This is a genomic window from Okeania sp. SIO2C2 (genome assembly GCF_010692625.1).
Taxonomy (GTDB): domain Bacteria; phylum Cyanobacteriota; class Cyanobacteriia; order Cyanobacteriales; family Microcoleaceae; genus Okeania; species Okeania hirsuta.
On sequence record NZ_JAAHGM010000004.1, the window covers coordinates 178,715 to 192,946 of the forward strand.

At 36.0% G+C, this 14,232-nt stretch carries 9 protein-coding genes and 1 pseudogene; 4 read left to right on the plus strand and 6 right to left on the minus strand.

Annotation, left to right across the window (positions count from 1 at the left end; all coding sequences use genetic code 11):
• Window positions 1-673 precede the first annotated feature (673 nt).
• From F6K18_RS36440 to recF, 5 genes and pseudogenes are all read right to left on the minus strand, one after another.
• On the minus strand, window positions 674-1,684 hold the full coding sequence (locus F6K18_RS36440) for a pentapeptide repeat-containing protein (RefSeq protein ID WP_353735012.1): 1,011 nt from the start codon (window positions 1,682-1,684) through the stop codon (window positions 674-676).
• A gap of 57 nt (window positions 1,685-1,741) precedes the next feature.
• Window positions 1,742-2,221, minus strand: a pseudogene (locus tag F6K18_RS04400) (Uma2 family endonuclease); the annotation flags it as partial.
• Window positions 2,222-2,409: 188 nt separating this feature from the next.
• Window positions 2,410-3,945: a hypothetical protein gene (locus tag F6K18_RS04405; RefSeq protein WP_287519003.1), complete on the minus strand. Its 1,536-nt coding sequence runs from the start codon at window positions 3,943-3,945 to the stop codon at window positions 2,410-2,412.
• Between the two features lie 1,710 nt (window positions 3,946-5,655).
• A complete protein-coding gene (gene psb27, locus F6K18_RS04410) occupies window positions 5,656-6,054 on the minus strand; it encodes a photosystem II protein Psb27 (protein WP_287519006.1) in 399 nt (132 codons plus the stop codon).
• Between the two features lie 159 nt (window positions 6,055-6,213).
• Window positions 6,214-7,386 (minus strand): DNA replication/repair protein RecF, encoded by a 1,173-nt coding sequence (gene recF / locus F6K18_RS04415; protein WP_287519008.1) that lies wholly within the window; start codon window positions 7,384-7,386, stop codon window positions 6,214-6,216.
• A gap of 704 nt (window positions 7,387-8,090) precedes the next feature.
• On the opposite strand from recF, the gene fmt reads away from it, so the two are divergent.
• The 4 genes from fmt (at window position 8,091) to F6K18_RS04435 (ending at window position 12,328) form a co-directional block, all read left to right on the plus strand.
• Window positions 8,091-9,089 (plus strand): methionyl-tRNA formyltransferase, encoded by a 999-nt coding sequence (gene fmt / locus F6K18_RS04420; protein WP_287519011.1) that lies wholly within the window; start codon window positions 8,091-8,093, stop codon window positions 9,087-9,089.
• Window positions 9,090-9,721: 632 nt separating this feature from the next.
• Complete coding sequence (locus tag F6K18_RS04425) at window positions 9,722-10,003, plus strand: hypothetical protein (RefSeq protein ID WP_287519014.1); 282 nt, start codon at window positions 9,722-9,724, stop codon at window positions 10,001-10,003.
• A gap of 395 nt (window positions 10,004-10,398) precedes the next feature.
• Complete coding sequence (locus tag F6K18_RS04430) at window positions 10,399-10,869, plus strand: cupin domain-containing protein (protein ID WP_287519016.1); 471 nt, start codon at window positions 10,399-10,401, stop codon at window positions 10,867-10,869.
• Window positions 10,870-11,587: 718 nt separating this feature from the next.
• Window positions 11,588-12,328: a sulfite exporter TauE/SafE family protein gene (locus tag F6K18_RS04435; protein ID WP_287519019.1), complete on the plus strand. Its 741-nt coding sequence runs from the start codon at window positions 11,588-11,590 to the stop codon at window positions 12,326-12,328.
• A 669-nt stretch (window positions 12,329-12,997) separates the two neighbouring features.
• Here F6K18_RS04435 and lysS read toward each other — a convergent pair.
• Entirely contained in the window at window positions 12,998-14,140 is a 1,143-nt protein-coding gene (gene lysS / locus F6K18_RS04440) for a homocitrate synthase (RefSeq protein WP_287519022.1), read from the minus strand.
• Window positions 14,141-14,232: the final 92 nt, after the last annotated feature.

Consider the following 14,232-nt stretch of genomic DNA (forward strand, 5'->3'; position numbering starts at 1 on the left):
CCTTAACTCAACTGTATTGAACAATAATGAGGTAAGGTATTGTTGGGTTTCACTTCGTTCTACCCAACCTACAATTATAGTAGCTCTTGAGATTATAAAACTGCAAAAAAAATCCTTAACTCAATTGTATTGAACAATAATGAGGTAAGGTATTGTTGGGTTTATCCTACGGATAAGCGACCCTAACACTTCCTTCTACCCAACCTACAATTATAGTAGCTCTTGAGATTATAAAACTGCAAAAAAAATCCTTAACTCAACTGTATTGAACAATAATGAGGTAAGGTATTGTTGGGTTTCACTTCGTTCTACCCAACCTACAATTATAGTAGCTCTTGAGATTATAAAACTGCAAAAAAAATCCTTAACTCAATTGTATTGAACAATAATGAGGTAAGGTATTGTTGGGTTTATCCTACGGATAAGCGACCCTAACACTTCCTTCTACCCAACCTACAATTATAGTAGCTCTTGAGATTATAAAACTGCAAAAAAAATCCTTAACTCAACTGTATTGAACAATAATGAGGTAAGGTATTGTTGGGTTTCACTTCGTTCTACCCAACCTACATTATAGCTCCCTTTTTAAGGGGATAATAAATAAAAATTTTCATCTCTTTGTCAATCCTCTTCTTTTCAAGGAGAGGTAATTCTAAATTCTAAATTCTAAATTCTAAATTCTTGAATCCCATATAGAACAATCAGGAGGAATTTCCGGGTCAGAATCTTTATCTTGCTCAATTTCCTTTATCCTCTCTTGGTTAGCTTGCTTATTTTCAGCAATCCATTGAAATTCAAATCTTGTAGTGTCTATTCTTTTGTCAGATATTGTGTCTATATTCTCTTGAAATAATGTGTTTATATTGTTTGTTTGTATTGTACTCTTTACATAAGTTGCTTCTTTCCAATTGCAGGCTAATTTTATTTGTGCATTAGTGAGGTTTTTTGCATTAAAAAGGTAAGCTCCACGGAGGTTAGCTCCATCAAGGTTAACTAAATCGAAGTTAGCTTCACTGAGGTTAGTTCCACCAAGGTTAGCTTTAGTAAACTTAGTTCCAATCATGTTAGCTTGGCTAAGGTTAGCTCCATTGAGGTAAGCTTCACTGACGTCAGCTCCAATGAAGAAAACTTTACTGAGGTTAGCTAAAACCAGATTAGCTTTAGCCAGTTTATTCCTACTGAGTATAGCTTCACTAAAGTTAGCTTGAAATAGTCTAGCTCCAATGAGGTTAGCGTCATGGAGATTAGTTTTATTAAGTTGTAGACCAGATAAAGAAAATCCTTCTTGATTTAATCGTTCTACTGCAGTTTTCACAACCCCAGATTTATCGCCTTGACCTTCATTAATAATACTCCAGGTAGAAAAATGTCTTTCTTCTTTTCGTTCTTTACGCTCCGTAAACCAGCTCACTAAACTAACAATAAGAGTAATATTGGCAAGCAAACCAACAACATTTAAAATTGCGAAATTTGTTAACAAATAGTCTATATCTTCTACAAATTTCTCAATAGCAGTTGTTTCCCACCAATCTGCAAAACGTCTGATTGGTCTGGTTTGTTTTTCAGGAGTTTCTTTTTCAGGAGATTGAACGTCTTGAGGAGAAGAAATATATTGTTGTTTCGGATTTTCTATTCCTTCCTCTTCAATATTTATTTTTTCTGGGAAAACTACATTTTCGTACAATAAAGAAGTAGTAAATTCAAAATTAATGCTTTCTAATTTAAGCGAAAATTCCTGTTTACTATCAGCTATTTCCTCAAGAGAATAAGTAGTAAGTTCCCATTTATTTTTTTCATTAATTTGATAGTATTCAATACATATCTTTTCTGAGTCAATAAGAACATATTCTTTGAGACTTTCTATCTGACGATAATGTTGGAATTTTTGAGCGCGGTCGAAATTTTCTGTACTTGATGATCAAACTTCTACAATTAAACAGGGATAATAGATAATATTTCTAGATTTTGTGTCTCGTGGATCGCAACTTACAACTACATCGGGGTAGAAAAAGGAACCATTGCTGGAAACTGCGACTTTAGTATCTGCGATTTGCACTCTACAACCTTTTCCTTGCAGGTGACTTTTTAAAGCAGACGCTAAGTTGAGAGCAATGTCATTATGAGAAAGAGTTTCTCTAGTCATCCCGTAGACTTTGGCATTGATATATTCATATTTTACGGGTTGCTCTTCTTCCCATGCTAGATATTCTTCTGGAGTCATCTTTTCAGTTATCAGTTATCAGTTACCAAGGAAAATTAATTGTGTTCCCTTAATTTAGCAGGTCGGGACGTTGGATGCAACTTCCCTACCGGAAAATGATGTACAAGGTAAATAGTGAAAACCTTGTAGTGCGGGCATATTGCCCACTATATGATCTGATTACAGCGGGAAGCGCTGTAATTCTATTTTCACAACCGACAAGACTTACGTTCGCGGGTTTCTTCCACATTTTGCCAACCATAAGAAAAATGACTAATAGAATTAATTTGAGGAGTTGCTCTTCTAATAGCTTGCATTTGGATCTCCAAGGAAGGGCGACCAGTAACAGGTTGTCCCCAAACTCCAGCGATCGCCGGAATAACTGATACCCCATTTGGTGCCATACTTACCACTATCTCTACTTTTGAAACAATACAACTGGGGTTGCGATCGCCACAAGTTCCATAAGACATGGGATGCCATTCCATTGAAGCTGGAAATTGATCCCAAGGTTGGAGTCGAGAGTCAAACCCATTATCGCGTACCCTTTTGTTACCACCAGGAAAAAATACAGCACCAGCAGAAAGACCTCTTTGTTTCACTGGTTTAGTCGCCACCTTGAGAAAGTCAAGTATTCCTTGAGCTGCATGAGCAACACTCAATTCCCAAACTTGTCGTCCCGAACCTCCTTTCGGTAGTCTACCAGTAGCAGATTCAGTAGTAGCAGGTGAAAAGAAATTTTGCCACTTAGGAGTTTGCTTGTAAGAAACCGCAGAAATATCTCCAGAAGTAACATATCCTTTGTCTAAAAATCTTGTGAGTAATTCCTTTCCTGCTTCATTTTTCGCACGTTGCAATAGAACTTTCCTAGAAGCTTCACCATAAACCCATAAATCTTTTACTTCATCCGCTACAGAGTCTGGTCCTACTCCCCGCAAATAACGAACGTAGTCGAATAAAACACCTTGAGGTCGGCGTTTGAGTACCTCATTAATCATCACTGTATAATCTTGACGTGCTTCTGGACTGTAAGGGTCAATGAATGTATGAAAAGCATGACTTGCACCTAATTGGTCGTGCAAACTCGTATTGTCTGGAATCACATCAAGGGTTGTTTGACCTTTACCGTTGCGAGCTAAAGCTTGTTGACGGTTGGGTAGTTGAGAGTAAGTATAGCCAAAGTTGATGGTAAATACCCAAGCATAAGCTCGTAGACCGCGATCGCCTGCTTTTTTGAGACTCTCAGCTAATAGATCGACATTTTCATAACCAGGGACGCGCAGTACAGACGGCCAAACTGTGGGGTTATTTGCTGCGGGAAGAAGTACTTGTCCATCATAAAAAGCTTCTATGTAAACTTGATTGTAGCCTTTATTAACTACATGGTCGAGTATTCTGTCGATTTCTCCTGGTCTAGCATCACAAGGATATAGTCGCAACCATATGCCTTGAGTTTTTGGCCAGTTTCTCAGGCGACAGTTGTTTACTTCTCTACCGTGTTGAATCAAGATATCTTGATATTGTTTTTCTACTTCTTTATTTCCTGTTAAGACTGCTTGACGTAAGTTTTCTTTTGTAGCGATCGCTTCTGGTGACAACCGACAATAAGCATCTGTTTGTGCTTGAGCTGGTTGCTGATACGAAAATAATGGATTTGCTACTAGGCAAAATAAGGTGCCTAGTAGGGCATGATATAAGGTTTTTTTTGCTTTAATTCTTTTCTGTGAAGTATAAGTTTTGTTCATAAGAATAATTAAATTTATTTCCTCATACAAATAAACAGAATAACACCTATAGCAATGTGCGCTGGCATATTTACAAATTACAGTAACTGTCCAATAGCTAAAAGCCTGATATTATCGGTTTTTTATTCCCCCTTCCGGAGCTGTTGCCTGTTGCCTGTTGCCTGCGCACAGCGCTATAATATCATGTCTCTTTGAATAACCACTTCGGAAAAATTTAGGGAGTAGGGAGCAGTAGGGAACAAGGGGAAATTTGTTTGCGCAGAATTCCGCACCGAAAAAATATTCTCGCCTACAGAGAAGAACATTTTTACCCTTGGCTAATTAGGGCTTGCTGATTAAATATCAAAGCATTGACTGATATTGGTTTCAGCCTTTTTTTGCCTAGAAAAAGTGCAAGCTTTTCGGTCGCTCAAGCTCAAAAAGCTAGTGTTTTGGGGCGATTATGGCAGAAAAATCACTCTTACAATTTTTCCGACTACCTCCTCTACAATTCCCCTAACTCCTGTCTCCTGTCTCCTGTCTCCTATCTCCTACCCCTACTAAAAGACTTCCTAATTAATAAGACTTGATATAATTATTGATTAGCTATTCGGTCAATACCTAGTCTTTCAGTATAGTTTAAGAATAAATTGTATAGCGCTACGCAAATAAATAGTGCGCGGACATTCGTTTATTTCCTACTCCCTGCTTCCTACTCCCTTTTCACTGAAATTTGATTGTCAAATGCCAAAGAACCTACTGCTAAGTAGGTAGGTCTAATTAAACGTTAAAAAAATTGTCGGGGCGGGTTTAACCAAAAGCTTTGATGTAAAGCACGTTTGAGTTCTAAAAACCCGCCTTCTAATATTGCGTTTATAGCGCTGTGCGCAGGGAACAGGGAACACTTAACTGGGAACAGGGGGAATAAATTGCCGTTTGCGCAAGCATTCCGTAGGAATCATATAAGACTTCTAGCTCTTTTGCCCCTACTACAATTTGTAAATATACCAGCGCTCATTGCTATATTTATGCTCACCTAAGATTGACAAAAAAAAATTCGGATTATAGTTACCCGAATTTATACAGCTACTAAGAAAAAACTGAGGAATTGATGATTTTTTCACCTTCTTTGTAAGACAAATTAAAATTAGTCGAATACCTACAACCTATTTTGTACTAAATAATAGGAGGTAGGATATAGTTATAACTACAATAATTTGAATTAATACTCTTTCATTGATTTTAGAAATTGAAGATCTTAACTATGATGACTATCATCTCATAGTCTATGGGAAGTTCATAAGTTCAATGAAAAGAACCTCTAAATATCACCTCACATTTTTGTTCAAATTTTGTCTCAGTTTTTGTGTTTTTTTCAGCAATTATTTTTCTGTTATTTCCAGTTCTATAGCATTCTTAAATTATTGGTCAAAAATCCAGAATTGTATAGACAAAAAAATGTCAGTTATTAACCCCTTTTCCTTATTTCTAAATTCCCAAATATTTTCTGCACAACTTAAATATAACTGCCATATTTCTAGAGGTATAAAAAATATTTTCTTTAGTTAAAAGGCAAAGAGATAATTGCTAAAGTAAGAATTAATATAGTGTTTCTCAGACTTAGTTTAAGATACACTTATTTTCCCTATTTTATTTTTCCTTTTCTCTAAAACCAGTAACTTTGTACTTCAACAGTATAGTAATTGCGATAATCATAATTTAATCTGAGAATTACGCTCCCCGCTTTAAAGCAAGTTCTACTTGTCTAAATTCTTGATTTAAACGCTTCTTCAATTTTTCAGGCACAGGACGATTTGGATAAGAACTATAATGCCCTGCTAAAGAATTAAGAGCAGTTCGCATAGTGGTAAAAGAAGGTAAAGTCGATACAGAATTATCACGTCGGTAGCGAGAGGCATAATCATTAATTGTTTGACGTGCTATTGCTTGAGCTTCCGCCTTACTTTCTGTATTCTCTGGTAACTCAATAGCTGTTTTTAAGGTATTTATTAAAGCTAATGTGTCTTCTTGATAATTTCCACTTAAAGTTGCGGGATTATTAGAACAGCCCATCAAACCTATTACACAAACTAAAACTAAGGCTAGTACACGAGAAATAAAACGTTTCATAGAACTTTATTTGCTATGGTAGCTAATTTGTTATTGATTATTTCATAGTATAGTCTAGCTCAATTTGACATTTTAGTGTAGTTAAATATCAAAAAAATATTCTATTACTACAATTTTTTATTTTTGTCAAATGTCAATTGTTTGACCACGATCGAATAATCAAAAATCCCAGAAATAACTAATTTGTCCCGATCGCACCGAAAGAATTTGAGTATCTTGTAACCACTGACCATCAAAACACCCTAAATGAGTAGTTGTAATCAACGTTTGAAAACGGTCAGTAATTGCTTCTAACAACTGATTTTGTCGATGCAAATCTAACTCTGCCAACACATCATCCAATAACAACAACGGCGGTTCCCTTACTACCTGCTCAATAAGTTGCAACTCCGCCAACTTTAACGCTAACACCAAAGTGCGCTGCTGTCCTTGAGAAGCATATTGTCGTGCTGGAGTATCATTAATAGTAAAAACTACATCATCTCGATGAGGACCTACTACTGTAGTACCTTGATATTGTTCGGCGATCGCCCGTACCTTGATTTTTTCTAAAAAAGCTTGACGCACGCCATCCAAACTATCTTGAATAATCAATTCCTTGCTATCAACCATCACATTCGCTAAATATTCCATCTGCAAAACTTCTATATTTCCAGCGATCGCCCGGTGCCACTCACTCGCTAACGGTGCTAACCTCTGTAAAACACGCTGTCTTCGGCGAATTACCCGCGCTCCAGTAGTTGCCAACTGGGCATCCCACAAAGCTAACTCCTGAGTAGAAATAGAATTTATGGAACCAGTAGTTTCTGCTGCCATTTTCTGTTGGCGAATCTGTTTTAACAAAGCATTCCGTTGACGCAAAACTTGATTGTACTGTTGCAAAATGTGAGCATAAACAGGTTCGAGTTGTACCAATAGTCGGTCTAACCAGTGACGGCGTACTTCAGGTCCACCTCTGACTAAATCTAAATCTAGACTAGAAAACTGAACCACTTTCAGAATGCTTAAAAAGTCTAAATGGCGACGTAAAGTTTCACCATTAATTGCTACAGTGCGTCTACCTTGACTCCGTACAGTTAAAGTCAGCTCAATATTGCCAACTTGCCTTTCTAAGTTAGCTTGTATTTGTCCCGCTGGTTTGCCATCTAGGATTAAATCGCGATCGCGACTAACCCGATGAGATTTGAGAGTGGAAAGTAACTCTACTGACTCCAGTAGATTAGATTTACCTTGGGCATTATCTCCCACTAAAATTGTTTTGGCAGCATCAAAATTAACTTTCTGGTCTAGATAGTTCCGAAACTGTCGTAAATGTAAATGTCTAAGGTACATATTCACTAGGAGACAGGAGACAGGAGACAAGAGACAGGAGACAGGAGAAATAGGAATTTAGAGGAGGTAGGAGTAAGAATTGTCCCTTGATTTTTCTACCATAGTCAGCCAAAAATATAGCAATGTGCGCTGGCATATTTACAAATTGCAGGAGATGTCCAATAGCTAAAAGTCTTAATATTATCGGTTTTTTATTCCCCCTGTTGCCAGATGAGCTGTTGCCTGTTGCCTGCGCACAGCGCTATACTAGCTTTTTGCAGCTCACAGGCACCGAAAAGCTGGCACTTTTTTGAACCCCAAAAAGGCTAATACCTTATGTTTATCAATACTTTGAGAATTAATCAGCAAACCCTACATATTTACTAGAAGTCACGACGTTTAAATTAACGAGTTTAACCACCAGATTAAATAAAACCGCCCCAAATATCTAACTATAACGTCTTAGTTTCTCAACATAAAACTCCTATTATTAAGTATACTAACGAGCGTCAGGGATTACTTCTGACTTTTGTACCTCACCAATCCAACAGCTCCCCTATCTTGTACCAATTCACTTGAAAAATGTCACAAATAGTTTCAAACTTTAAGTGTTAAATAATTTCCTGAAATTACTGTAGCATCAAAGTTTTGAGCTTCTATAAAATCTAACTTTTAAATTTTGACTTTTAACTTTTAACTTTTGACTTTTGACTTCTTATAATTCTATGAAAATAATATTCTTTGGCACACCCCAATTTGCTGTTCCTACTCTGGAAAAATTATTAACCCGTCCAGAAATTGAAGTTGTGGCAGTTGTCACTCAACCTGATAAGCGACGGGGACGTGGCAATAAACTTATCCCATCTCCAGTTAAGTCACTAGCAGTTTCTCACAGTATCCCTGTTTGGCAACCCCGTCGAGTTAAAAAACATACTGAAACTCTCAATTTATTACGACAAGCACAAGTAGATGTATTTGTGGTAGTTGCTTATGGACAGATTTTGTCTGCGGAAATTTTAGATATGCCGAAGTTGGGTTGTGTAAATGTTCATGGTTCGATTTTGCCGAAGTATCGCGGTGCTGCTCCTATTCAGTGGTCTATCTATTATGGTGAGAAGGAAACAGGTAATACCACGATGTTGATGGATGTGGGGATGGATACGGGTCCAATGTTGTTGAAGAGTATTATTCCTATTGGTTTATTGGATAATGCTGCATCTGTGGCGGAAGTTTTGGCAAAGGATGGGTCTGATTTATTATGGGAAACTTTGTTGAAGTTAGAGACAGGGGATATTGAACCTATTCCTCAAGATAATTCTTTGGCAACTTACGCTCCGCTGATTCAAAATTCTGATTATCAAATTGACTGGTCAAGGAGTGCTTTGGAAATTCACAACCAAGTAAGGGGGTTTTTTCCCAACTGTGTCACAAGTTTTCGGGGTCAGTCTTTGAAGGTAATGGCAACTGTGCCAGTAGGTGCTGAATATTGGTCGGAGTTGCCACCTGAGTTGCAGAAGTTAGAGAAGGTGTGGTCTTCTGAGTCTGGGGTTTCTGGGAGTGTGGGGGAAGTAGTGAAAGTTATTAAGGGTTTGGGACCAGTGCTACAAACTGGCGCTGGTTGGTTGTTATTGTGGCAGGTGCAGTTGTCTGGAAAGAAGGCGGTTTCTGGTTGGGATTTTGCTAATGGTACTCGTCTGGCCATGGGGGAGATTATTGGCAGTTAGGATGGGTCATTTCAGTTATCAGTTATAGCACTACACAAATAGGGCGCGGACATTGATAAATCCTCAAACTCAGTCAGGGATTACTTCTGTAGGGGTGTTAATGATATTTTGCTTCGCATAACTATCGTTAATGTCCCTACTGACTTCTAATATCATGTCCGGATAATTAGTGATAAAAAAAACTTTCTCCTTCTTCTTCTTTCTTCCCTCCTGACTCCTGACTCCTGACTCCTGACTCCTTCATCGTTTATTTATAACTGTTCAACCGGACATGATATAACTTCTGACTTGCGCGTAGCGCTATATCAATACCTCCGACTGAAGCAGGAGGCTACGAAAATACGGAGTTCTCTTTTTTTATCTCCTTAAAAGGGGAGACTTGAGACCTTATTTTTCGGTTATTGGTTGTTAAATTTAAAATTTAAACTTATAAATTTTAACTTTTAGTTTAGTTTCAACTGAAAAAATGGATAGGAATTAATTTAGACTATGTTGACAATTTTACAAGTATTAGACTCTCCAAGAATCAATTTCCTGCTCTTGATTAAAGAGGAGCTAAGTAATTTTCTAGGAGGTTTACTAATTTGGACTATTTTAGCCTTTATTTTATATATAGTGGTCTTCTATGAGGCATGGATAAATTTTTACAGCAAATTGTTAATGCTAATAATAGTTTCTTAGAAACTAAGTTAGATAACTATGGCGAAGAGTTATGGAAATGGATGGAGGATAGATTTCAAATTTATGCTGCTTGGCAACATCCCAAAATTTGGATGAACAATGTGACAATAAAAAGCACTGGAGAAGGGACTATAGATTTGGCTGTAAAGTTTTTTATTGATAATGTGAAATTGAAACAATGTCAGCGTGGTAACCGCATCCGCAGTGAAGTTCATGGAGAAATTGTTAGCTGATTAAGGTAGGCTTATTTTTACAGATGAAGCACCCAATGGCAAACAAATCATCTAGGGATTTGCTCCTTCTTGAGAAAATCTGTTTTGGACTTAAATTTAAATACTTAATACAATCAAGTTGGATGAGAATAGAGTTGTTTTTTTGACCGCTAATTATACTCAATCCGGTTTATACAGAACCTTTATTTATGAAGGTAAGGAAGAAGGTAGAGAGAAGAAGGATTAGAGAAGAATTTGAAAAACGTGCTTTTGATATCTGGATTTGGTATTACTTAGACTAGGATTGATGAATTGGATGAAGTAAAAATTAATATTTTTATAATGAATATTATTAGAGAACTCGGCTAATATACTATTGTTTATGTTTAGTGTTTTCTGTAAAAAAAATACCTGCTATGGTTGCTAATCAAGAATTAACAGAAAAAGTTTCTAATCAAAGTCCAGAACTTCAAACTTTTCAACTCAAAACTCAACTTTTGAGCAAGGGAAGAAGTGACTATACCATCGCTAAAACTGATTTAATGAGCGTGAGAATTAAATGTTACGCTCAAGGGGGAGAAAATGTTCTACACTCTCATCCTGGAGAGGACCATACTTTTGTAATTTTAGCTGGACAAGCTAGGTTTTTTGGCAAAGATGGTGAAGTTGGAGTGTTCAGCAGAAACCAAGGTATATTAATCCCTAGAGGTGGTTTTTACAAGTTTCAAAGTTGTGGAGATGAACCTCTAGTTATGTTGAGAGTAGGTGCAGAAAAGGAAAAAATTCCAGTTAATCGTATTGGTATTGATGGTCAGTCATTACCAGGAAAATCAAAGGAAAACAAACATGAGGATGGTGTACCGATAGAAGGGTTATATTATGAATAGCCGCTTTCTTAAGTAGCAATGTTAATGAAGTTTTGAATCAATCAATGTTTTGAGTGATTCCTTCTCTAGAAACTACTAAATTTTTATTGGTAGGTTCTGGAGAAGATTATTGATATGAAATAGAAAATTTAAAACCTTAGATTTTTCTATCAGAGAAGTTTGAAAGAGGATTTCCACTATAATATAATTTTTAATTTACGGTCATTTCAGTTATCAGTTATCAGTACCTCAAAAATAACGTACTATACTATCACGTCAGTTGAATATTTATAAATAAGGGAGTATGGAAAGATTTACTTTATGAAGTGAAGGGATTGTTTTTCCCTCCCGTGAATGGAATGGAGTTCTATCGGGAATTAAACAGTCATCCAATTATCATTCCTTAAGTTGATTTTGAGCTTCTGTAATATTGTTAAAAACCCTTATTTAATCTCCCTTTAATATTGGTAGAATAGTCAAACTTATAAATCAAAAAATTAGTAAGCATTTCCTGCGGAATGCTGCGCAAACAGCTATTAGCTGTCAGCTCTCAGCTCTCATGAGGGGGTTTGAATAAATATAGACTTTCAAGCCAGCTTTTATAGTAAGTATCAATTATGACTCAATTAGTAAAGCTTTTATCTAAAATTAAAAGCAATAGCCGATAGCTGGCGGCTGAATGCTTACAGAAATAAAGCCGAAATAATTAGTAGTAAAATATTATAATTTTTCAAAGAATATGACCTATTTGTGGCTAACATTAGCAAGTATTGTTGGGTGGTTTGTCAGTACTCTAGCAGGTGGTGGTAGTTCATTTCTGTTAATGCCATTCATTGGTTTTTTTTTAGGAGCTTTAGCCATCCCACCAATTATTACAACTGGAGCAATTATTGGTAATGCTGAACGTGCTTTTACTTATCGGCAAAAAATTAACTGGACAGTGATTTTTTGGGAACTACCTGGTGCTATTGTTGGTGCTTGTTTGGGGGCATTTATGTTGACCCAAATTTCTGTAGGATGGCTGAGTTTTTTAGTAGGATTATTTCTAGTTATCTCTGGGATAAATTTAATTATTAAGAATCAAGACCAATCTTTTACTGTTCGTGCTTGGTATTTTTTACCAGCAGGTTTTATTTATTCCTTTTTGTCTGGCATTATTGGTAGTATGGGACCGATACTTGCACCTTTTTACCTGAATTTTGGCTTGGAAAAAGAGGAACTATTGGGCACTCAAGCAGTGAACCGGATGGTAGTTCATATTGTTAAGTTGATCGCCTACGCCATTTTTGGTACTTTAACTTTGCCTTTGTTTGGATATGGAATGCTCATAGGAATAGCTGCTTTTCCAGGTAATTGGTTGGGTAATTTAGTATTAGAAAAAATGAGTCCTCAATTGTTCCGTCAGCTAGTAATTATTTTTGTGCTTTTTAGTGGTGTCTTTATTCTTTGGGAACAAAGGAATATATTAATATTGTGGTAGATTTGGCAGTAATGCTAAAAAAATTTAACCAATATTTTTGTAAGCACTCAGCTATTAGCATTTCCATTTGTCATACTCTGCAATACAGATGCATGAACGTAAAGGACTTACTAAGGTTAGCTTGTTACCTTTTTCTTTCGGTGCGGAATGCTGCTTAAGGAAGTCAGAAGTCAGAAGTCAGAAGTTGTTTTTGTAACTGGGATTTGAGCAACTGTCCAAAAACATTTCGCCTGAAAAGGCGGAGTTTTAAAGCCCAATTATTTTGATAAACATAATTTTTAATTCTCCTTCTAATAGCAATTTGAAAAAAGAATGCTACAAAAAGGTAGACCTTGCTCGAATATGCTTAAAAATAGCTAGTCCAGTTCATTTTAGATAGTTATTTATATTGTTTTTCCCTTTTTTTCAATATTTATCCCTTCTTTCTTCTTTCCTCTTCCTTCTTTCATACGGACGTTGCATAAGGGCGTCCCTACCATTTGTAACAAACATTTATCAAATTGGTATAATACCATTTTCAAAAAATACTGTTACAGTGCTTTAGTCTGTTACTAGGATTATTGATATTAGTACTGTAGCGACCTTTTTTGAATTTGATATTCAGATAATAAGTTAATAACTGATAACTGATAACTGATAACTGATAGCTGACTCCTGATTGCTGATTGCTTACATATTTTTTTGGGATGATAACAAAATTTCATCCACGTTTTCTAAGGTCATCTTTTGTCGGTCGGCTAAATTTTTAATTGTTTGAGTAATAGTTTGAATTTGGAAGTTGTCTAAATTCAGACCGAGTTTAAGAGCACGATGAGCAATACTATTTTTACCTGTAAGTTTATGATTAATTAAAATTGACCGATTTAAATCAAAGTCAGTGGGATTTATTGCTTCATAAGTTCTAGAATTATTGATAACTGCTTTAGTATGAACTCCAGCTTTATGATTAAATGCAGCTTCCCCTACAATGCAATGATTAAAAGGAATAGAAAGTTCAATTTTTTCCGCTACTAATTGATTTAATTTATGGAGATAAGATAGAGAATATTTATTGTTTAAAGCTTCTGGTTCGAGGGTATAAAGACGAGCAATTAATCCAGCTAAAGGAGTAATGCCATTACGTTCACCAATCCCTAAAACAGTTGTATCAATATGAGTTGCCCCTGCTTCAAAAGCAGTAAAACTATTAGCAATTGCACAACCTGTATCATTATGAGCGTGAAATTCTATATCCTCACAAAAGCATTGTCTTATATTTTGAATTAGTTGATAAACCTGGTGAGGAGTTGCTATACCTACTGTATCAGCTACTCCAAAACGATTAACTATTCCTAATTTATTAATTGCTAAATAGACTCGCAGTAAATCTGAAAGGGAGCTACGAAATGAATCTTCAGTAGAAAAACGCAATTCTGCTTGAGGATTTTTTTGATGAATAAAAGTGATAACTTCTGTAGCTATATCTATAATTTCTTCTATACTTTTACGGTGACCAAATTGACGTAAAATTTGTGAAGTACTGATGAACAGATTAATCCCATCTACACCTGTATCTAGGGCTATTTTTGCATCTTCTAGATGGCAACGAATGTGAGTGACAACTTTAGCTTGTAAACCTAATTGAACTAATTTTTGACAATCTTGATAGGATTGAGGAGAAGCTCTCGGAGAAGTAACTTCTATGTATTCTACTCCGAATTGATCTAATCCTCTAGCTATTTCAATTTTATCACTCGTAGAAAAGTTAGATTTAAAAAATTGTTCTCCTTCTCGCAGAGTAGAATCAACTATGGCTAATTTACTTAATAGCATTTTTTTAGTTTAGGCATAATTCTATAATTTTCAGCTAAACATATTACAGGAATTATGGTTAGTATGGTTAATTACAATTAATATCACAAAAA

Coding starts and splice junctions, on each gene's coding strand:
- F6K18_RS04405 (WP_287519003.1), bottom strand. CDS start 3,945: ATGAACAAAACTTATACTTCACAGAAAAGAATTAAAGCAAAAAAAACC.
- fmt (WP_287519011.1), top strand. CDS start 8,091: ATGAAAATAATATTCTTTGGCACACCCCAATTTGCTGTTCCTACTCTG.
- F6K18_RS04425 (WP_287519014.1), top strand. CDS start 9,722: ATGGATAAATTTTTACAGCAAATTGTTAATGCTAATAATAGTTTCTTA.
- F6K18_RS04435 (WP_287519019.1), top strand. CDS start 11,588: ATGACCTATTTGTGGCTAACATTAGCAAGTATTGTTGGGTGGTTTGTC.
- F6K18_RS04430 (WP_287519016.1), top strand. CDS start 10,399: ATGGTTGCTAATCAAGAATTAACAGAAAAAGTTTCTAATCAAAGTCCA.
- psb27 (WP_287519006.1), bottom strand. CDS start 6,054: ATGAAACGTTTTATTTCTCGTGTACTAGCCTTAGTTTTAGTTTGTGTA.
- lysS (WP_287519022.1), bottom strand. CDS start 14,140: ATGCTATTAAGTAAATTAGCCATAGTTGATTCTACTCTGCGAGAAGGA.
- recF (WP_287519008.1), bottom strand. CDS start 7,386: ATGTACCTTAGACATTTACATTTACGACAGTTTCGGAACTATCTAGAC.